We start from the raw sequence: 18,259 nt of genomic DNA, 5'->3' as shown, positions 1-18,259 counted from the left end.
CTGGCCGCGCAGTCACGAGGCCTCACTATAAAATGGCCTCTGGTCGTATTCGTAACTTTGGAGCGTGTGCATGAAAATCCTGGTGCCAGTGAAAAGAGTGGTCGATTACAACGTGAAGGTCCGCGTGAAGTCGGACAACACGGGCGTCGACATCGCGAACGTGAAGATGTCGATGAACCCGTTCGACGAAATCGCGGTGGAAGAAGCCGTGCGGCTGAAGGAAGCAGGCGTCGCGACCGAAGTGATCGCGGTGTCGGTGGGCGTCACGCAAGCGCAGGAAACGCTGCGCACGGCGCTGGCGATCGGCGCGGACCGCGCGATCCTCGTCGAGTCGAACGACAGCGTCGAGCCGCTGGCCGTCGCGAAGATCCTGAAGGCGCTGGTCGACAAGGAGCAGCCGCAACTGGTGATCCTCGGCAAGCAGGCGATCGACGACGATTCGAACCAGACGGGCCAGATGCTGGCCGCGCTGGCCGGTCTGCCGCAAGCGACGTTCGCGTCGAAGGTGACGGTGGCCGACGGCAAGGCAACCGTTGCGCGTGAAGTCGACGGCGGCGCGGAAACGCTGTCGCTGACGCTGCCGGCGGTGGTCACGACCGACCTGCGCCTGAACGAGCCGCGCTACGTGACGCTGCCGAACATCATGAAGGCGAAGAAGAAGCCGCTGGAAACCGTGAAGCCGGAAGACCTCGGCGTGGACGTCGCGCCGCGTCTGAAGACGCTGAAGGTGGTCGAGCCGCCGAAGCGCGCGGCCGGTGTGAAGGTGCCGGACGTGAAGACGCTGGTCGAGAAGCTGAAGACCGAAGCCAAGGTGCTGTAAGAAGGAGCGCAAAGAAATGACGATTCTGGTGATTGCAGAACACGACAACGCGTCGGTCAAGGCCGCGACGCTGAACACGGTGGCGGCGGCTGCGAAGATTGGCGGCGACATCCACGTGCTGGTCGCGGGCCACAACGCGCAAGCGGCGGCCGACGCGGCAGCGAAGATCGCGGGTGTGTCGAAGGTGCTGCTGGCCGACGCGCCGCAACTGGCCGAAGGCCTGGCGGAAAACGTCGAGGCGACCGCGCTGAACATCGCGAAGGATTACTCGCACATCCTCGCGCCGGCCACCGCGTACGGCAAGAACATCGCGCCGCGTATCGCCGCGAAGCTGGACGTCGCGCAGATTTCGGACATCACGGCGGTCGATTCGGCCGACACGTTCGAGCGCCCGATCTACGCGGGCAACGCGATCGCGACGGTGCAGTCGAGCGACCCGATCAAGGTCATCACGGTGCGTGCGACGGGCTTCGATCCGGTTGCGGCCGAAGGCGGCAGCGCGGCGGTCGAGAAGATCGAAGCGGCAGCCGACGCAGGCAAGTCGCAGTTCGTGAGCCGCGAGGTGACGAAGCTGGACCGTCCGGAGCTGACCAGCGCGAAGATCATCGTGTCGGGCGGCCGCGGTCTGGGTAGCGGCGAGAACTACACGAAGGTGCTGGAGCCGCTGGCGGACAAGCTGTCGGCGGCGCTCGGCGCATCGCGCGCGGCAGTCGACGCCGGCTACGTGCCGAACGACTACCAGGTCGGCCAGACCGGCAAGATCGTCGCGCCGCAGCTGTACATCGCGGTCGGCATCTCGGGTGCGATCCAGCATCTGGCCGGCATGAAGGATTCGAAGGTGATCGTCGCGATCAACAAGGATCCGGAAGCGCCGATCTTCAGCGTGGCCGATTACGGCCTCGTCGGCGACCTGTTCGCGCTCGTGCCGGAACTCGTGACCGAGCTCGGCTGACGCGGCGTGACGCTTCAGCGGTAAGCACACGAGAAGAGGGGCGCGACGAGCGCCCCTTTTTTGTTGTGTCGTCGCGGAAGAGGAGCGAGCGTCGTTCGTCTGGAAGAGGCCGGATCGTACCGTGCCGTGCGAAACGTATCGTCGCGCATGCACGACTAGGAACGTCGATTTTGACCGCCGCGCGACGACAGGACGCGCACGTCGACTGAAGCCTCCAGCCGAGTCGACACTCGCAGTCGCAGTCGCCGAAACGAGAAAGGCGCCCTCGGGCGCCTTTCTCGCTGATGCAAGCGGCCCGCATCGCTGCGGGCCGCTCCCATTTACGCGTATGCCGGGCGCGTCTGGCCGGGCACGTCCTTCAGGTAACGATGCACCGACAGGTCGTCGGCCTGGATCGCGGGCATCTTGCCCGAGATCAGATCCGCGAGCAGTTGGCCCGAGCCGCACGACATCGTCCAGCCGAGCGTGCCGTGGCCGGTGTTCAGGAACAGGTTCGACACCGGCGTGCGGCCGACGATCGGCGTGCCGTCCGGCGTCATCGGGCGCAGGCCCGTCCAGAACGTGGCCTTCGACGTGTCGCCGCCGCCCGGGAACAGATCGTTCACGCACATCTCGAGCGTTTCGCGACGCGCCGCGCGCAGCTTCTTGTCGAAACCGACGATTTCCGCCATGCCGCCGACGCGGATGCGCTGGTCGAAGCGCGTGATCGCGATCTTGTAGGTCTCGTCGAGCACGGTCGACACGGGCGCGGCGGCTTCGTTGACGATCGGCGCGGTGATCGAATAGCCCTTGAGCGGATAGACGGGAATCTTCATCAGGTTCGAGATGAAGCCGGTCGAGTACGAGCCGAGCGCGACGACGTACGCGTCGGCACGCACCGTCTCGCTGCCGCACTGCACGCCGGCGATCTTGCCGCCCGCGATCGCGAGCGCATCGATCGGCGTGTTGTAGCGGAACTTGACGCCGAGCGATTCGGCAAGCGCGGCGAGGCGCGTCGTGAACAGCTGGCAATCGCCCGTTTCGTCGCCCGGCAGGCGCAGGCCGCCCGTCAGCTTGTGCGAGACGGCGGCGAGCGCCGGTTCGGCATTTTTCAGTTCGGCCGGCGACAGCAGTTCGAACGGCACGTTCGCTTCCCGCAGCACGGCGATGTCCTTCGCCGCGCCGTCGAGCTGCTGCTGCGTGCGGAACAGTTGCAGCGTGCCGCCCGTGCGGCCTTCGTACTGGATGCCGGTATCGGCACGCAGCGCCTGCAGGCAGTCGCGGCTGTATTCGGCGAGACGGACCATGCGGCCCTTGTTGATCGCATAGCGCTCGGCCGTGCAGTTGCGCAGCATCTGATACATCCACTGGAGCTGGAAGCGCGTGCCGTCGAGGCGAATCGCGAGCGGCGCGTGCTTTTCGAACATCCACTTGACGGCCTTCAGCGGCACGCCGGGCGCGGCCCACGGCGCGGCATAGCCGGGCGAGATCTGGCCTGCGTTCGCGAAGCTCGTCTCCTGCGCCGGGCCGGCTTCCCGGTCGATCACAGTGACTTCATGGCCGGCGCGCGCAAGGTAATACGCGCTTGCCACGCCCACTACACCGCTGCCCAGAATGACGACTCGCATAGCTGCTCCAGATGGAAGGGACCAGGTCGAGGCCGGCGCACCCGCGGCTCCGTGTAACCTCTAGCTGATCTAGTTTTTTGAGCTATGGTATTGTCGAATGTGCAGTTTTTGTTATCGTATTTTTCTGGTTTTCAGCATAAACAAATGAGAACGCAACGTCAGCCAGTACGCTCGCTCGACAAGCTCGACCGGCGCATCCTGAAACTGCTCCAGGACGACGGCCGGATGGCGATGAAGGACCTCGCGGAACAGGTCGGGCTGACTGTCACGCCGTGCATCGAGCGCGTGCGGCGCATGGAGCGCGACGGCGTGATCACCGGCTATCACGCGCGGGTCGACCCGGGGCAATTGGGGGCCGCGCTGCTGGTGTTCGTCGAGATCACGCTCGGCCACAAGGGCGGCAACATGTTCGAGCAATTCCGCCGGGAAGTGATGAAGATCGACGAGGTGCTCGAATGCCATCTCGTCTCCGGCGATTTCGACTACCTGATCAAGGCGCGGATCGGCGAGATGGCCGACTACCGGAAGCTGCTCGGCGACATCCTGCTGCAGTTGCCCGGCGCCGTGCAGTCGAAGAGCTATGTCGTGATGGAAGAAATCAAGGAAACGCTGACGATCGCCGTCGGCGACTGACGCGCCGGCGCCCGTTGTCGGGCCCTTTATCCCGCCCTTGGCATGCTGCACCCAATACTGTATAAATGTACAGTATTGGGTGCAGGCGAATGGGTGGGCACATGGACGATCGGTCCGACAACGAATTTCCGGTAGCGCCGCCCGTGCCCCGCAAGGGGCGCGGCGCGGTCGACAATCTGCAGGGGCGGTATGAACTCGCGCAGCGCGAAGCGGTGGACGACGGCTGGACGCACGAGTCCGACGATGCCGATTTCCCGGCGCCGCTGCGTACGCAGGTCTTCGAGGAGCGGGCAAAGAGCATCCTGACGCACAATCAGTCGCCCGATATTCCGTTCAGCGTGTCGCTCAATCCGTATCGCGGCTGCGAGCACGGTTGCATCTACTGCTTCGCGCGGCCGACGCACAGCTACCTCGGGCTGTCGCCGGGGCTCGATTTCGAAAGCCGCATCTACGCGAAGGTGAACGCAGCCGAACTGCTCGAGCGCGAGATTTCGCGCAAGCGCTACGTGCCGGAGCCGATCGCGCTCGGCGTCAATACCGACGCGTACCAGCCGGTCGAGCGCGACCTGCGCATTACGCGCAGCGTGATCCAGGTGATGCACGATCGCGGGCTGCCGTTCGCGGCGATCACGAAATCGTCGCTGATCGAGCGCGATCTCGACCTGCTCGCGCCGATGGCCGAACGCGGGCAGGTGATGGCGGCGGTCACGATCACGACGCTCGATGCCGAGCTCGCGCGCACGCTCGAGCCGCGTGCGGCCACGCCGGCGCGGCGGTTGCGCACGATCCGCGCGCTGCGGGATGCGGGCGTGCCGGTCGGCGTGAGCATTGCACCGGTGATTCCGTTCGTGACCGAGCCCGACATGGAGCGCGTGCTGGAGGCCTGCGCGGAAGCCGGGGCGACGCACGCGAGCTACATCATCCTGAGGTTGCCGTGGGAGGTCGCACCGTTGTTCAAGCACTGGCTTGCCGCGCATTTTCCCGACCGTGCGGAGCGCGTGATGAACCGCGTGCGCGACATGCGCGGCGGCAAGGATTACGACTCGGATTTCTCGAAACGGATGAAGGGCGAGGGGATCTGGGCCGACCTGTTGCGGCAGCGCTTCCGTCAGGCCGTCAAGCGGCTCGGGTTGAACGAACGCACGAACGGCATCCTCGATCTGTCGCGGTTCAGCGGTGCGCCTGCCGCTGCGGTGCCGGCGCCGCGTGTTGCGGTTCGTGCCGCCGGCGCGAAGCCGCGCGACGACATGCAGTTGAACCTGTTCTGACCGGCGAGCCATGCAGTCGCCGGTATGCCGTATCGACCGTATGGGTCGTGCTTACTGCGAAATCTGCTTGGCTGCCTCGACCTGCGATTCGAAGTACGTCTGGAACGACAGCGCGAGTGCGGTCATCAACAGGAACGCGCCGATCAGCAGCGAGAAGATCACGACGAAGATCACGGTCCAGCCCGACTGGCTGTGCTTGCCGGTGTCCGCGTTGAATTGCGCATCCCATTTTTCGTCGGGGCGCAGCCCGTAGACGAGTGCGGCGAGGAACGCCGCCAGCAGCGAGATGGCGCCGGGGAGCGCGAGCCACCAGCCGAGGCCGGCGCTGCGCTGGGTTGCGGCGAGCAGGAGGAAGCCCGGGATGCCGACGATCGTCGCGAGCAGGTGGGCCCAGCCGTACACGTCGCGAAAACCGTACAGATAGAAGCGGTGCGCGCCGAGCGATCCGAGCAGGAACGCGAGGGCGGCGGTGAGCGTCTTGGAGCGGAAGCGGCGGGGCGATGCGGTGCTGCTGGACATGGATGGCGGCGTATCGTCGTTGGCATGGGCGGGGCCGGCAGGCCGGCGCGGGCGCGCGGCCCGGCACGCATTCTACGATGCCCGGTCGGGCCCGGTCACCCCTCGCCTGCGTCAAGGTGCCGCATAGGTCACGCGGTAGATCGCGCCCGCGTAATCGTCGCTGACGAGCAGCGAGCCGTCCGGCAGCGGCAATACATCGGCCGGACGTCCCCATACGGTGCCGTCGGGCCGCAACCAGCCGGTCACGAACGGGGTCTGGCGTGCGTGGCTGCCGTCCGCCGATGCGACCACGCGCATCACGCGGTAGCCGACCTTCGTGCTGCGATTCCATGAGCCGTGTTCGGCAATGAAGACATTATTGCGATACGGCGCCGGAAACATCGGCCCGGTATAGAAGCGCATCCCGAGTGCCGCGACGTGCGCGCCGAGTTTCAGGACGGGCGGCACATAATGGCGGCAAGCGTCGGCGCCGCCGAATTCGGGGTCGGGCGTATCGCCGCCGTGGCAGTATGGGAAGCCGAAGTCGAGGCCGGTGCGCGGCGCGCGGTTCAGCTTGTCGTCGGGTACGTCGTCGCCCATCAGGTCGCGCCCGTTGTCGGTGAACCACAGCTCGCCCGAATCAGGGTGCCACGCAAAGCCGACCGTATTGCGTATGCCGCGAGCGACCACTTCACGCCCGCCGCCGTCGGCGTTCATCCGCGCGATGATCGCGTAGCGGCCGCGATCGGCGAGGCAGGCGTTGCACGGCGCGCCAACCGGCACGTACAGTTTGCCGTCGGGGCCGAACGCGATGAATTTCCAGCCGTGATGGTGGTCGGTCGGCAGCGCATCGGTCACGATGATGGGCGCGGGTGGTCTGGCGAGCCGGTCGTCGATGTGGTCGAGACGCAGGATGCGCGAGACGGCGGATATATAGAGGGCGCCGTCGCGATAGGCGACGCCGACGGGCATGTCGAGCCCGGACGCGATTACGTGGTGCGCGGTGATCCGGCCCTCTTGCATCGCGAACGCATGGACGCGGCCCTCCCGCGTGCCGACATACAGGATGCCGCGCGGCGACCACGCCATTTCGCGTGCGGCCGGTACGGCGTCGGTCAGCACGCTCACATGGAAGCCGGGCGGCACGACGAGTTCGTTCACCGGCAGCGACGCGGCAAACGCCGGCGCGGACGCAAGCCGGGCGACGCAGGCAAGGCCGGCAAGCAGCGCCGCCAATTGGCGCTGCACGCGGCGCATCGGGGTGGCGTGAAGGTGCGGCATGACGGTCGGGAGCAGGTCTGGACACGACGATTGTAGGCCCGGCGGACGGGCCGTCCGCGGATTTTTACGCGTAAGTGTTTGTTGTACCTCTGGTTTCCGGCTATAATCGCATGTTTCAGTAGTTTCGAACCCGGTTTTCCGAAGGACATCATATGGTTATCATCCGTCTGGCTCGTGGCGGCTCGAAGAAGCGCCCGTTCTACAACATCGTTGCTACCGATTCGCGCAACCGTCGTGACGGCCGCTTCATCGAGCGCGTCGGCTTCTACAACCCGGTCGCCACGAAGGGCGAATCGCTGCGTATCGCTCAGGATCGCCTGACGTACTGGCAAGGTGTTGGCGCGCAACTGTCGCCGACCGTCCAGCGTCTCGTGAAGGAAGCGCAAAAGGCGCAACCGGCTGCCTAACATGGCACGGTGTGCCGGTCGTGCCGGCTGTGAGGTGCATTGATGGCGGGTCACGATTCCGGTAATGCAAGGCGCGGGCGTGCGTCGTTCGGCGCATTCGTCCGCAAGCCGGTCGAGCGCGACACGGTCGCGAACGCCGGTCAGGCTGCCGAACAAGGCAGTCCCGAAGCGACGCAAGCCTGGCCCGACGATGCCGTCGAGGTCGGGGCGGTGGTCGACGCCTACGGTCTGAAGGGCTGGGTCAAGGTGGCGACGCATGCCGATGCCGGTCGCGGTGGCGACGCGCTGCTCAACGCGCGTCGCTGGTGGCTGGAACGCGGTGCGGAGCGGCTTTCCGTCCGCATCATGCAGTCGAAGACGCACAGCGACACTGTCGTTGCGCAACCCGCGGGCGTCAGCGACCGCGATGCTGCGCTGTCCATGCGCGGCTTTCGCGTGTTCGTGCGCCGGGAAGATTTCCCGGCACTGGCCGCGGACGAATTCTATTGGGTCGACCTGATCGGTCTCGAAGTCGTCAACGAGCAATCGGTGGCGCTCGGGAAGGTGAGCGGGATGATCGACAACGGCGTGCATTCGATCATGCGTGTCGAATATCCGGCAACCGGCAAAGACGGTCAGCCGACCACCGACGAGCGGTTGATTCCGTTCGTCGGCGTCTACGTCAAAACGGTGGATCAGGCGGCGCGTCGCATCGTCGTCGACTGGGAAGCCGATTACTGAAATGAACCAGGTTACCGAGAGCGCGGTGCAGTTCGACGTCGTCACGCTCTTTCCCGAGATGTTCCGCGCACTGACCGACTGGGGAATCACCAGCCGGGCCGTCAAGCAGGGGCGCTTCGGGCTGCGCACCTGGAACCCGCGTGATTTCACGACGGACAACTACCGCACGGTCGACGATCGTCCGTACGGCGGCGGTCCGGGCATGGTGATGCTGGCCAGGCCGCTCGAAGCTGCGATCGACGCCGCGAAAGCGGCGCAGGCGGAGCAGGGTATCGCGAGCACGCGCGTCGTGATGATGTCGCCGCAAGGCGCGCCGCTCACGCATGATCGTGCGGTGCGCATGGCGCAGGAGCCCGGCGTCGTCGTGCTGTGCGGTCGTTACGAAGCGATCGATCAGCGCCTGCTCGACCGTTGCGTCGACGAGGAAATCAGCCTCGGCGATTTCGTGCTGTCGGGCGGCGAACTGCCGGCGATGGCGATGATGGATGCGGTCGTGCGGTTGCTGCCCGGCGTGCTGAACGATTCGCTGTCGGCCGTGCAGGACAGCTTCGCCGATGGCCTGCTCGATTGTCCGCACTACACGCGCCCCGAGGAATACGACGGCGTGCGCGTGCCGGACGTGCTGCTCGGCGGGCATCATGCCGAGATCGAGCGGTGGCGGCGCCAGGAAGCATTGAGGAATACGTTGCGGAAGCGGCCGGACCTGATCGTCCGGGCGCGCCGCGAGAAGTTGTTGAGCCGCGCCGACGAGGCGTGGCTCGCGAACCTCGCACGCGAAGCGAAGGACGCCTCCTGAGGCGGCTGCGCGAGCGGGAATTGGCGGTGCCGTACATGCGTGTGCGGCGCCTGATGTGAATCCATCCTCTATCGGGGCCGGGCCTGGAAGCAGGCGGGTGTAAACGCCGACACGATGGCATAAGGAGTCAGTAATGAATCTGATCGCAAAACTTGAGCAGGAAGAAATCGAGCGCGCGCTCGCCGGCAAGACGATCCCCGATTTCGCCCCGGGCGACACGGTGATCGTGAACGTGAATGTGGTTGAAGGTACCCGCAAGCGCGTTCAGGCTTACGAAGGCGTCGTGATCGCGATTCGCAATCGTGGTCTGAACTCGAACTTCATCGTCCGCAAGATCTCGTCGGGCGAAGGCGTCGAGCGTACGTTCCAGACGTACTCGCCGCTGCTGGCAAGCATCGTCGTGAAGCGTCGCGGTGATGTGCGTCGTGCGAAGCTGTACTACCTGCGCGAGCGTTCGGGCAAGTCGGCTCGTATCAAGGAAAAGCTGGTGTCGAAGGATCGCGCCGCAGCAGCTTCCCAAGAGTAAGAGCTGTAAGGAAAAAGCACCCGACCGGGTGCTTTTTTCATTCTGGCGCGACAATATGCTCGATACGACACGAACCCGAGAGCCCCATTGAATCGCCGCCCCATCATCGATCCCGAAGTATTGCCGGTCGAAGGCACCGGTGCCGGCCTGCCGGTCATCGATTCCCGGCTGATGACGCCGTCCGGCCTGCGCGAACGGTTCGCGCGCACGCTCGAATGGAGCGTCGAGCCCGGCGAGGCGAGGCTGCAGGAAGGCGTCGATCCACGTAGCGCGGCCGTCCTCGTGCCGCTCGTCGTCCGCGAGTCGGGCCTCACCGTACTGCTGACGCAGCGCGCCGATCACCTGAACGACCACGCCGGACAGATCAGCTTTCCCGGCGGTCGTCGTGAGCCGTTCGACCGCGACGCGACCGCCACCGCGTTGCGCGAGGCGAAGGAGGAGATCGGGCTCGCCGCCGAACGCGTCGAGATTCTCGGTGCGCTGCCCGACTATCTGACCGGCACGGGTTTCTGCGTGACGCCGGTGGTCAGCCTCGTGCATCCGCCGTTCACCGTGCAGGCCGACACGTTCGAAGTCGCCGAGATCTTCGAGGTGCCGCTCGCGTTCGTGATGAATCCCGCGAACCATCAGGTGCGCGTGTTCCGCTGGGAAGGCGGCGAGCGTCGTTTTTTTGCCATGCCCTACCCGAATGACAAACCGGACGGGCATTACTTCATCTGGGGCGCAACTGCCGCCATGTTTCGCAATCTGTATCGCTTCTTGGCTGCCGGCTAGGCGGGCGCGCCGGCCGGCGCGCCCGCCCGGCTGCCCGGCGACCGCGCCGGCAGCCATGCGCGGCTGACGCTGTGCTATCGTTATGCAAAAAATGACATAACTCCGAAGACGGCGCCACGCATGACTTTCTTTTCGGTTCTCCTCGCTCTCATCATCGAACAGGTCCGCGCGTTGTCGCCGAGCAATCCGGTGTTCGCACTGTTCCAGTTTCATGCGGAAACCGTCGCACATGGCCTCGACGCCGGCAAGCAGAAGCACGGGCTCCTCGCCTGGCTCGCGGTCGTGCTGCCGTGGGTGCTGATCGTCGCGCTGATCTATTTCCTGCTGTACAAGGTGAGCTTCGTGCTCGCGTTCCTGTGGAACGTCGCCGTCGTGTATTTCACGCTCGGCTTCCGCCAGTTCAGCCACTACTTCACCGATATCCATCTCGCGCTCAACAACGACGACGTGCCGCGCGCGCGCGAAATCCTGCACGAGTGGACGGGTATCGACACGGTCGACATGCCGGTCGGCGAAATTGTCCGTCATACGCTGATCCACGCGGTCGTCGCATCGCATCGTCACGTCTTCGGCGTGTTCTTCTGGTACGTGCTGCCGGTCGGCCCGGCTGGCGCGGTGCTGTACCGGATTTCCGAATACCTTGCGCGCAGCTGGTCGACGCCGGGCGACGACCGCACGGCTGCCTTCTCGACGTTCGCGCAGCGCGCGTTCTTCGTGATCGACTGGATTCCGTCCCGGCTGACGGCGCTCGGATTCGCGATCGTCGGCAATTTCGAGGATGCGATCTACGCGTGGCGCAACCATACGCGCCAGTGGCCCGACCCGAACGACGGCGTGCTGCTGGCCGCCGGCAGCGGGGCGCTCGGCGCGCGTCTCGCCGGGCCGCTCGCGGAGCCATCGAGCCTCGATGCGCTGGCGGTCGGCGACAGCGGTCCGTTGACGGTCGGTGACGATTGCACGCCGCGCACGCTGCAGTCGGCGGTGGGCCTCGTGTGGCGAGCGGTGATCCTGTGGATGATCCTGCTGTTGATGCTCACGCTGGCGGTCTGGGTATCGTGACGCGCCAGCCCGGCGCCCGATGAAACGAAAAGGCCGGCTTGTTGCCGGCCTTTTCGTTTCTGCGTCGACGCAGTGCGTTCAGTCGTCGCGCGGGTCGCGCACGGCGCCGCATTGCCAGCAGGCGGTGAATTGCGCTTCGAGCGCTTCGCCGCACTGCCGGCAGCGCCAGGGCGCCGCGCCGGCCGACGGGCCGTGCGACGCGGCATCGAGGAGCCGGCGCGCGAGCGCGTCGTCGCGTTCGTCTTCGAGCCACAGTTCGGGCGTGCATGCATCGGCGGGCAGGCCGCCGAGCGCACCGGTCGCGTAGCAGTTGTGCAGCTCGCAACCGATACCGGCCACCTGGAGCACGTTGGCCCAATGCTGCGCAGTCGCGAGATCGGGTGCCTTGAAACGCATCGCCGCTCCTGTCGATGAAGGCCGGCCTGCCTGACGCCGGCCGGCCGTCGCACACGTCGCGCGATCAGCGGACGACCTGGCTCGCCTCGTGCACGAGCTGCGCGTACAGCGCGTGCCGGGACGGCGCGATGCGGCCGTCGGCGACGGCCTCGAGGATCGCGCAGCCCGGCTCGTGCAGATGATGACAATTATAGAAACGGCAGTCTGCTAGCAGTGGCCGGAATTCCGGAAACGCGCGCTCGAGGCGGCCTTCGGTCAGATGGTAGAGGCCGAATTCCTGGAAGCCCGGCGAATCGATCAGCGCACCGCCGCCTTCCAGCGGGTACAGCCGCGTGAACGTCGTCGTGTGGCGGCCGCTGTTGAGCGCGGCCGAAATCTCGCGGGTCGCGGCTTCGGCGTCGGGCACGAGCAGGTTCACGAGCGTCGACTTGCCCATCCCCGACTGGCCGAGCAGGATCGTCGAATGTCCGGCGAGGTGCGGCATCAGTTGCGCGCGCGCGTCGTCCGGCGCGCCTTTCACCGACAGCTCGAGCACCTCGTAGCCGAGCGCGCGGTACGGCGCGAGGCGTTCGCGCGCGACCGGCAGCGCGGCCTCCACGTCGATCTTGTTCAGCACGACGAGCGGCTTCAGCTCGTTCGCTTCGGCGGCGATCAGCGCACGGCCGAGCAGATCCTCGCTGAAATAGGGCTCGGTCGCGAGCACGATCAGCAACTGGTCGAGGTTCGCCGCGAACAGCTTCGACTTGAACTGGTCGGAGCGGTACAGCAGGTTGCGCCGTTCGCCGATCTCCACGATCACGCCCTGGTCGGCCGACGCGAATTCGTACGCGACGCGGTCGCCGACCGCGATGTCGCTCTTCTTGCCGCGCGGGAAGCATTGCAGCATCAGGCCGCCGTCGTCGGGGGCGACGATGTAGTGGCGGCCGTGCGCCGCGATCACGCGGCCTTCGGCCCGTTGCGCGCCCGATGCGCGCGGGGCCGGCTTGCGGGAGGTCGGCCGGCTCATGCGTGCTGCAGCAGGCGGTCGATCCGCTGCGACGCAGGCGGATGCGAGTAGTAGAAGGCCGTGTAGACGGGGTCGGGCGTCAGCGTCGACGCGTTGTCTTCATAGAGTTTCACGAGCGCGCTGACGAGATCCTGCGCGTCGGTCTGGCTGGCCGCGAACGCGTCGGCCTCGAATTCGTGCTTGCGCGACGTGAGGCTGCTGAACGGCGTCGCGAAGAACAGGAATACCGGAATCGCGAGGAAGAACAGGATGAGCGCGGCGCCCGCGTTGCTGGTGTCGAGCGACGGCGTGACGCCGAGCCCCGTATAGAACCACGTGCGTTGGGCGAGCCAGCCGAGCAGCGCGAGCAGCACGAGGCTCAGCACGAACGACACGAGCATCCGCTTCATCACGTGGCGGCGCTTGAAGTGGCCGAGCTCGTGCGCGAGCACGGCTTCGATCTCCTGGCCGGACAGGCGCGCGAGCAGCGTGTCGAAGAACACGATCCGCTTGGACGCGCCGAAGCCCGTGAAGTACGCGTTGCCGTGCGCCGAGCGGCGGCTGCCGTCCATGACGAACAGGCCCTTCGCCGCGAAGCCGCAGCGCTTCATCAGCGACTCGATGCGCGAGCGCAGCGCGTCGTCCTTCAGCGGCTCGAACTTGTTGAAGAGCGGCGCGATGAAGGTCGGGTAGATCAGCAGCACGAGCATCTGGAACGCGACCCACACGATCCAGGCCCACAGCCACCACAGGCTGCCGGCCTGGTTCATCAGCCACAGCACGACGAACAGCAGCGGCAGGCCGAGCGCGGCGCCGAGCAGCGAATTCTTCAGCATGTCGGTGAAGAACAGCCGCTTCGTCATCCGGTTGAAGCCGAAACGCTGCTCGATCCCGAACTGGCGGTAATACTCGAACGGGACGTCGATCACGCCCGTGATCACGAGCACCGCGGCGACCAGCGCGACCTGCTGCCCGTAGCCGCGGCCGAGCCAGCCGGTCAGCAGCGTGTCGAGCGCGCCGACGCCGCCGAGCAGCGTGAGGCCGACCAGCACGGCCGCGCTGACGACGATCTCGAGCATCGTCAGCCGGGTGCGCTCGACCGTGTAGTCCGCCGCGCGCTGGTGGGCGGTCAGCGGGATGGTGGCGCTGAATTGCGCGGGCACGCCGTTGCGGTGCGCGGCGACGAAGCGGATCTGCCGCGACGCGAGCCACAGCTTGGTGACGACCATCGCGAGTACGGCGATCGCGAACAGCAGGGTGAACGAAAAGGGTGACATCGAAGGCGCCAAAGGGTTCTATGCGAGAATTATATGTTCTTGCGGACCGGCCCCGCTGATGCGATGCCGGCCGCCCGGGCAGCGCCGCATCGGCGCGCCCGGTCCGCCATTTTCCAGGATGAATCATGACCGACACCGCCGCTTCCGCCAGCCAGCCCGCGCTCGTGCGCAACGAGTTGAACCTCGTCTGGCTCGACATGGAGATGACGGGCCTCGACCCGGATAACGACCGCATCATCGAGATCGCGGTCGTCGTGACCAATTCCACGCTCGACGTTGCCGTCGAGGGCCCGGTGTTCGCGATTCACCAGAGCGACGAGACGCTCGCGAAGATGGACGACTGGAACAAGTCGACGCACGGCCGCTCGGGGCTGATCGAGCGCGTGCGCGCATCGACCGTGACCGAGGCGCAAGCCGCCGCGCAACTGCAGGCGTTCCTCGCGCAGTACGTGTCGCCGGGCAAGTCGCCGATGTGCGGCAACTCGATTTGCCAGGACCGCCGCTTCATGGCGCGCTGGATGCCGGAATTCGAGCGGTTCTTCCACTACCGCAATCTCGACGTCAGCACGCTCAAGGAGCTGTGCCGCCGCTGGCAGCCGGCCATCTACAAGGGTTTCCAGAAGCGGGCGATGCACACCGCGCTCGCCGACATCCACGAGTCGATCGACGAGCTGAAATACTATCGCGAGCATTTCCTGATTCCGGCCGCATCGGCGCCGGCAGGCGATTCCGTGCCGGCCGCCTGAGCGGACCGGCACGCGCGCGGCGCTCGACCCACGTTCAGCGCCGGGCGCTTTTCGGCCGGAACGCCGCCACCACCGCGGCGTCGGTCTCGATATACGGGCCGCCGATCAGGTCGATGCAGTAGGGCACCGCGGCGAAGATGCCGGGCACGGTCGACTTGCCGTCGGCATCGCGCAGCCCTTCCAGCGTTTCGCGGATCGACTTCGGCTGGCCGGGCAGGTTGATGATCAGCGCCGCATGGTCGGCCGTTTCGCGGATCACCGCGACCTGCCGCGAAAGGATCGCGGTCGGCACGAAATTCAGGCTGATCTGCCGCATCTGTTCGCCGAATCCCGGCATTTCCTTCGTCGCCACGGCCAGCGTGGCTTCCGGCGTCACGTCGCGGCGTGCGGGACCGGTGCCGCCCGTCGTCAGCACGAGGTCGCAGCCGGCGACGTCGACCAGTTCGGCCAGCGTGGCCGAAATCGTCGGCGCGTCGTCCTGGATCAGGCGCGTTTCGGCGCGCCACGGCGAGACGAGTGCGCCGGCGAGCCATTCCTGGAGCGCCGGAATGCCCTTGTCCTCGTAGACGCCCGTACTCGCGCGGTCGCTGATCGACACGAGGCCGACCACGAGCTCGTCCGGATGATTACGCTTCGTCGTCATGGTCGTCTTCGGCGTCGTCGGCCGCTTCGTCATCGCCGCCGGGCGTGCCGCTCGCGGTCTTGATCCACTGGAACAGCTCGCGGAAATAGCGCGGCGGCTTGCCTTGCTGGGCTTCCTTGCGCGCGTTGCGGATCAGCGTGCGGCCTTCCTGGATGTCGGCGTCCGGGTGCTGGCGCAGGAATTCGGTCAGCGCGTCGTCGTTGGCGAGCAACTGGTCGCGCGTGCGCTCGATCCAGTGCAGGCGGGCCGTCGCGGCCTTGTTCACGCCGCGTTGCGCGTCGAGCGCGGTGCGCAGCGCGGCCGTTTCGTCGTCGGTCAGCGTGCGCATCACGCGGCCGACGTACTGGAGCTGGCGGCGCTTGCCTTCGTGATCGGTGATCCGGCGCGCCTCGCGCACGGCGTCCGAGAGACTTTCAGGCATCGGCATGCGCTTCAGTGCGTCTTTCGGCAGGTCGACGAGCGCCTGGCCGAGCACCTGCAACTCGTGCATCTCGCGCTTCAACTGGGATTTGCTGGGGCGATCGTAGCCGTTGTCGTCGGCTTCGACGGCATGCTCGATCGGCTGGATTCGGGTTTTGCGTGTCATGGGCCGCATTGTATCGCGGCGCGGATACCCCAAGCTTGTCTGTGCCCGGCCCCGGACCTTGCTATGATCGCGGGATACGCAACATTTTGACCATGCGGGCGCCCGCCCGCCACCGGATACCAAGACGATGGCAGCCAATCTCGACGTACAAGCGCGCTATTTCCCGCACACGCAGGACCAGCTCAAAGAAATCGCATCGGACATCCTTCGCCATGCGAAGGCGCTCGGCGCGACGGACGCCGCGACCGAAATCTCCGAGGGCGACGGCCTGTCGGTGTCGGTGCGCCGCGGCGAAGTCGAAACGATCGAGCACAACCGCGACAAGATGGTCGGCGTCACCGTGTTCATCGGCAAGAAGCGCGGCAACGCGAGCACATCGGACTTCTCGCCGGCCGCGATCAAGGATACCGTCGCCGCCGCCTACAACATCGCACGCTTCACGGCCGAGGACGAAGCGGCTGGCCTCGCCGAAGCCGAACTGCTCGAAACCGACCCGCGCGACCTCGATCTGTACCACCCGTGGGCGCTGACGGCCGACGACGCCGTCGAGCTGGCCCGCCGCGCGGAAGACGCCGCGTTTGCGGTCAGCCCGCAAATTCGCAATTCGGAAGGCGCGAGCGTGTCGGCGCAGCACTCGCAGTTCGTGCTCGCGACGTCGCGCGGCTTCCTTGCCGGCTATCCGTACTCGCGCCACTACATCGCATGCGCGCCGATCGCGGGCAGCGGCCGCCACATGCAGCGCGACGACTGGTATTCGTCGAAGCGCAGCGCGATCGATCTCGCCGCGCCTGAAGCGGTGGGCCGTTACGCGGCCGAACGTGCGCTCGCGCGGATGGGCGCGCGCCGTCTCGACACGCGCAAGGTGCCCGTGCTGTTCGAGGCGCCGCTCGCGGCCGGGCTGCTCGGCGCATTCGTGCAGGCCGTGAGCGGCGGCGCGCTGTATCGCAAGACGTCGTTCCTCGTCGACAGCCTCGGCAAGCCGGTGTTCGCGCCGCATATCCAGATCGTCGAGGATCCGCACGTGCCGCGTGCGATGGGCAGCGCGCCGTTCGACGAGGAGGGCGTGCGCACGCGTGCGCGCAGCGTCGTGAAGGATGGTGTCGTCGAAGGCTATTTCCTGTCGACCTATTCGGCACGCAAGCTCGGCACGCAAACCACCGGCAACGCGGGCGGTTCGCACAACCTCGCGCTGCGCAGCTCGAGCACGCGGGCGGACGACGACTTCGACGCGATGCTGAAGAAGCTCGGCACGGGCCTGCTGCTGACCGAGCTGATGGGGCAGGGCGTGAATTACGTGACGGGCGACTATTCGCGCGGCGCGGCCGGTTTCTGGGTGGAGAACGGCGTGATCCAGTATCCGGTCGAGGAAATCACCGTTGCCAGCACGCTGCAGGAGATGTTCCGCCATATCGTCGCGATCGGTGCGGATTCGATCGTGCGCGGGACGAAGGAAACCGGCTCGGTGCTGATCGAGCAGATGACGATCGCAGGGCAGTAAGCCGCACGCGGCGCAGGCCGCCAGGAAACGCAAAGCCCGACCGGCGCGAGCCGGTCGGGCTTTTTTCATCGTGCGGAAGAAGACGTCAGCCGCGCTTGCGTGTGTAGACGACGAACGCATAGCCGAACGTGTTCGGCGCGGCAGCCTGATGCGCATCGCGCGAGATCTCCTGCCAGTGCGCGGCGTCGGGCGCCGGGAACGAGGCGTCGCCGTCGAAGTCGGCGTCGATCTCGGTGACGACCAGCTTGTCGGCGAGCGTGAGACCTTCCGCGTAGAGTTGCGCACCGCCGATCAGGAATGCCTCCGGCGCCCCGTCGCGCGCGGCGAGCGCCAGTGCGTCGGCGAGCGACGTGACCGTATCGCAGCCGTCGAAACGGCGTGCGGCGTCGCGCGTGACGACGATATTGCGGCGGCCGGGCAGCGGCCGGCCGATCGATTCGTGGGTCTTGCGGCCCATCACGATCGGCGCGCCCATCGTCGTGCGCTTGAAGAACGCGAGATCCTCGGGAAGTTTCCAGGGCAACTGGTTGTCGCGGCCGATGATGCCGTTGCGGGCACGCGCGACGATCAGGGTCAACGTCGTCATGAAGGTCGGGGAAGAGGGAAAACGGAATGGGGCCGATTTTACCGGAACGGCGGCGTGCGCCGGATTCCGGCCGCCCCATGGGCATCGACGTTTCCGGCGTCGTGCGTCGCGACGCGTGATGCCCCGCGTCGCGACGGCCGTCCGAATAAAAAGCGTGCCCGCCGGGGGACGGAGCACAAAAACGTTTTATGTCGCGAGATC

21 protein-coding genes are annotated in these 18,259 nt (G+C 66.4%); 12 read left to right on the top strand and 9 right to left on the bottom strand.

Going from position 1 to position 18,259, the window contains the following annotated elements:
* Window positions 1-70 precede the first annotated feature (70 nt).
* Both HWX09_RS04165 and HWX09_RS04160 read left to right on the top strand, forming a co-directional pair.
* Window positions 71-820, top strand: coding sequence for an electron transfer flavoprotein subunit beta/FixA family protein (locus HWX09_RS04165; protein WP_006496532.1), 750 nt, complete (start codon window positions 71-73; stop codon window positions 818-820).
* 16 nt (window positions 821-836) lie between these two features.
* Window positions 837-1,772 carry an electron transfer flavoprotein subunit alpha/FixB family protein gene (locus tag HWX09_RS04160; protein ID WP_027783877.1) on the top strand — a complete coding sequence of 312 codons (936 nt, stop codon included), beginning with the start codon at window positions 837-839 and terminating at the stop codon, window positions 1,770-1,772.
* Between the two features lie 320 nt (window positions 1,773-2,092).
* Here HWX09_RS04160 and HWX09_RS04155 read toward each other — a convergent pair whose 3' ends face one another.
* A complete protein-coding gene (locus HWX09_RS04155) occupies window positions 2,093-3,379 on the bottom strand; it encodes a D-amino acid dehydrogenase (RefSeq protein ID WP_027783878.1) in 1,287 nt (428 codons plus the stop codon).
* Between the two features lie 144 nt (window positions 3,380-3,523).
* On the opposite strand from HWX09_RS04155, the gene HWX09_RS04150 reads away from it, so the two are divergent.
* Together HWX09_RS04150 and HWX09_RS04145 are read left to right on the top strand one after the other, a co-directional pair.
* Window positions 3,524-4,012 carry an Lrp/AsnC ligand binding domain-containing protein gene (locus tag HWX09_RS04150; RefSeq protein ID WP_027783879.1) on the top strand — a complete coding sequence of 163 codons (489 nt, stop codon included), beginning with the start codon at window positions 3,524-3,526 and terminating at the stop codon, window positions 4,010-4,012.
* 89 nt (window positions 4,013-4,101) lie between these two features.
* Entirely contained in the window at window positions 4,102-5,280 is a 1,179-nt protein-coding gene (locus tag HWX09_RS04145) for a PA0069 family radical SAM protein (RefSeq protein ID WP_027783880.1), read from the top strand.
* A gap of 51 nt (window positions 5,281-5,331) precedes the next feature.
* Here the strand turns inward: HWX09_RS04145 and HWX09_RS04140 are convergent, their stop codons facing one another.
* Entirely contained in the window at window positions 5,332-5,799 is a 468-nt protein-coding gene (locus HWX09_RS04140; RefSeq protein WP_027783881.1) for an NINE protein, read from the bottom strand.
* A 111-nt stretch (window positions 5,800-5,910) separates the two neighbouring features.
* Window positions 5,911-7,059 (bottom strand): PQQ-dependent sugar dehydrogenase, encoded by a 1,149-nt coding sequence (locus HWX09_RS04135; protein ID WP_027783882.1) that lies wholly within the window; start codon window positions 7,057-7,059, stop codon window positions 5,911-5,913.
* A 152-nt stretch (window positions 7,060-7,211) separates the two neighbouring features.
* On the opposite strand from HWX09_RS04135, the gene rpsP reads away from it, so the two are divergent.
* The 6 genes from rpsP (at window position 7,212) to HWX09_RS04105 (ending at window position 11,341) form a co-directional block, all read left to right on the top strand.
* The gene (rpsP, locus tag HWX09_RS04130) at window positions 7,212-7,466 is read left to right on the top strand and encodes a 30S ribosomal protein S16 (protein WP_006476550.1); all 255 of its coding nucleotides are present in this window, start codon (window positions 7,212-7,214) and stop codon (window positions 7,464-7,466) included.
* A gap of 42 nt (window positions 7,467-7,508) precedes the next feature.
* Complete coding sequence (gene rimM / locus HWX09_RS04125; protein ID WP_027783883.1) at window positions 7,509-8,186, top strand: ribosome maturation factor RimM; 678 nt, start codon at window positions 7,509-7,511, stop codon at window positions 8,184-8,186.
* Between the two features lies 1 nt (window position 8,187).
* Entirely contained in the window at window positions 8,188-8,982 is a 795-nt protein-coding gene (trmD, locus tag HWX09_RS04120) for a tRNA (guanosine(37)-N1)-methyltransferase TrmD (RefSeq protein WP_027783884.1), read from the top strand.
* 133 nt (window positions 8,983-9,115) lie between these two features.
* A complete protein-coding gene (gene rplS / locus HWX09_RS04115) occupies window positions 9,116-9,508 on the top strand; it encodes a 50S ribosomal protein L19 (protein ID WP_027783885.1) in 393 nt (130 codons plus the stop codon).
* A gap of 87 nt (window positions 9,509-9,595) precedes the next feature.
* Window positions 9,596-10,282 (top strand): CoA pyrophosphatase, encoded by a 687-nt coding sequence (locus HWX09_RS04110; protein ID WP_027783886.1) that lies wholly within the window; start codon window positions 9,596-9,598, stop codon window positions 10,280-10,282.
* Between the two features lie 120 nt (window positions 10,283-10,402).
* Window positions 10,403-11,341, top strand: coding sequence for a CobD/CbiB family protein (locus HWX09_RS04105; RefSeq protein ID WP_027783887.1), 939 nt, complete (start codon window positions 10,403-10,405; stop codon window positions 11,339-11,341).
* Between the two features lie 78 nt (window positions 11,342-11,419).
* Here the strand turns inward: HWX09_RS04105 and HWX09_RS04100 are convergent, their stop codons facing one another.
* From HWX09_RS04100 to HWX09_RS04090, 3 genes are all read right to left on the bottom strand, one after another.
* Window positions 11,420-11,737, bottom strand: coding sequence for a hypothetical protein (locus HWX09_RS04100; protein ID WP_027783888.1), 318 nt, complete (start codon window positions 11,735-11,737; stop codon window positions 11,420-11,422).
* Window positions 11,738-11,801: 64 nt separating this feature from the next.
* On the bottom strand, window positions 11,802-12,743 hold the full coding sequence (gene rsgA, locus HWX09_RS04095) for a ribosome small subunit-dependent GTPase A (protein WP_027783889.1): 942 nt from the start codon (window positions 12,741-12,743) through the stop codon (window positions 11,802-11,804).
* The gene (locus tag HWX09_RS04090) at window positions 12,740-13,999 is read right to left on the bottom strand and encodes a M48 family metallopeptidase (protein WP_027783890.1); all 1,260 of its coding nucleotides are present in this window, start codon (window positions 13,997-13,999) and stop codon (window positions 12,740-12,742) included. The genes rsgA and HWX09_RS04090 overlap by 4 nt, the downstream gene beginning before the upstream one ends.
* 125 nt (window positions 14,000-14,124) lie before the next feature.
* Between HWX09_RS04090 and orn the strand changes: the two genes are divergently transcribed.
* On the top strand, window positions 14,125-14,745 hold the full coding sequence (gene orn / locus HWX09_RS04085) for an oligoribonuclease (RefSeq protein ID WP_027783891.1): 621 nt from the start codon (window positions 14,125-14,127) through the stop codon (window positions 14,743-14,745).
* Between the two features lie 34 nt (window positions 14,746-14,779).
* On the opposite strand, the gene mog is transcribed toward orn, so the two are convergent.
* Complete coding sequence (gene mog / locus HWX09_RS04080) at window positions 14,780-15,388, bottom strand: molybdopterin adenylyltransferase (protein WP_080681382.1); 609 nt, start codon at window positions 15,386-15,388, stop codon at window positions 14,780-14,782.
* Window positions 15,372-15,974, bottom strand: a complete 603-nt coding sequence (yjgA, locus tag HWX09_RS04075; RefSeq protein ID WP_279610177.1) for a ribosome biogenesis factor YjgA — start codon at window positions 15,972-15,974, stop codon at window positions 15,372-15,374. Before yjgA ends, mog begins: the two co-directional genes overlap by 17 nt.
* Before the next feature lie 127 nt (window positions 15,975-16,101).
* Here yjgA and pmbA point away from each other — a divergent pair, with 127 nt between their 5' ends.
* Entirely contained in the window at window positions 16,102-17,472 is a 1,371-nt protein-coding gene (gene pmbA / locus HWX09_RS04070; RefSeq protein ID WP_027783894.1) for a metalloprotease PmbA, read from the top strand.
* An 85-nt stretch (window positions 17,473-17,557) separates the two neighbouring features.
* Here pmbA and HWX09_RS04065 read toward each other — a convergent pair whose 3' ends face one another.
* The gene (locus tag HWX09_RS04065; protein WP_027783895.1) at window positions 17,558-18,058 is read right to left on the bottom strand and encodes a dihydrofolate reductase; all 501 of its coding nucleotides are present in this window, start codon (window positions 18,056-18,058) and stop codon (window positions 17,558-17,560) included.
* Window positions 18,059-18,259: the final 201 nt, after the last annotated feature.

Source organism: Burkholderia sp. BCC1208 (assembly GCF_902833095.1).
GTDB lineage: Bacteria > Pseudomonadota > Gammaproteobacteria > Burkholderiales > Burkholderiaceae > Burkholderia.
Note: the sequence above shows the minus strand (reverse complement) of the source record. Positions and strands in the feature narration are given on the sequence as shown.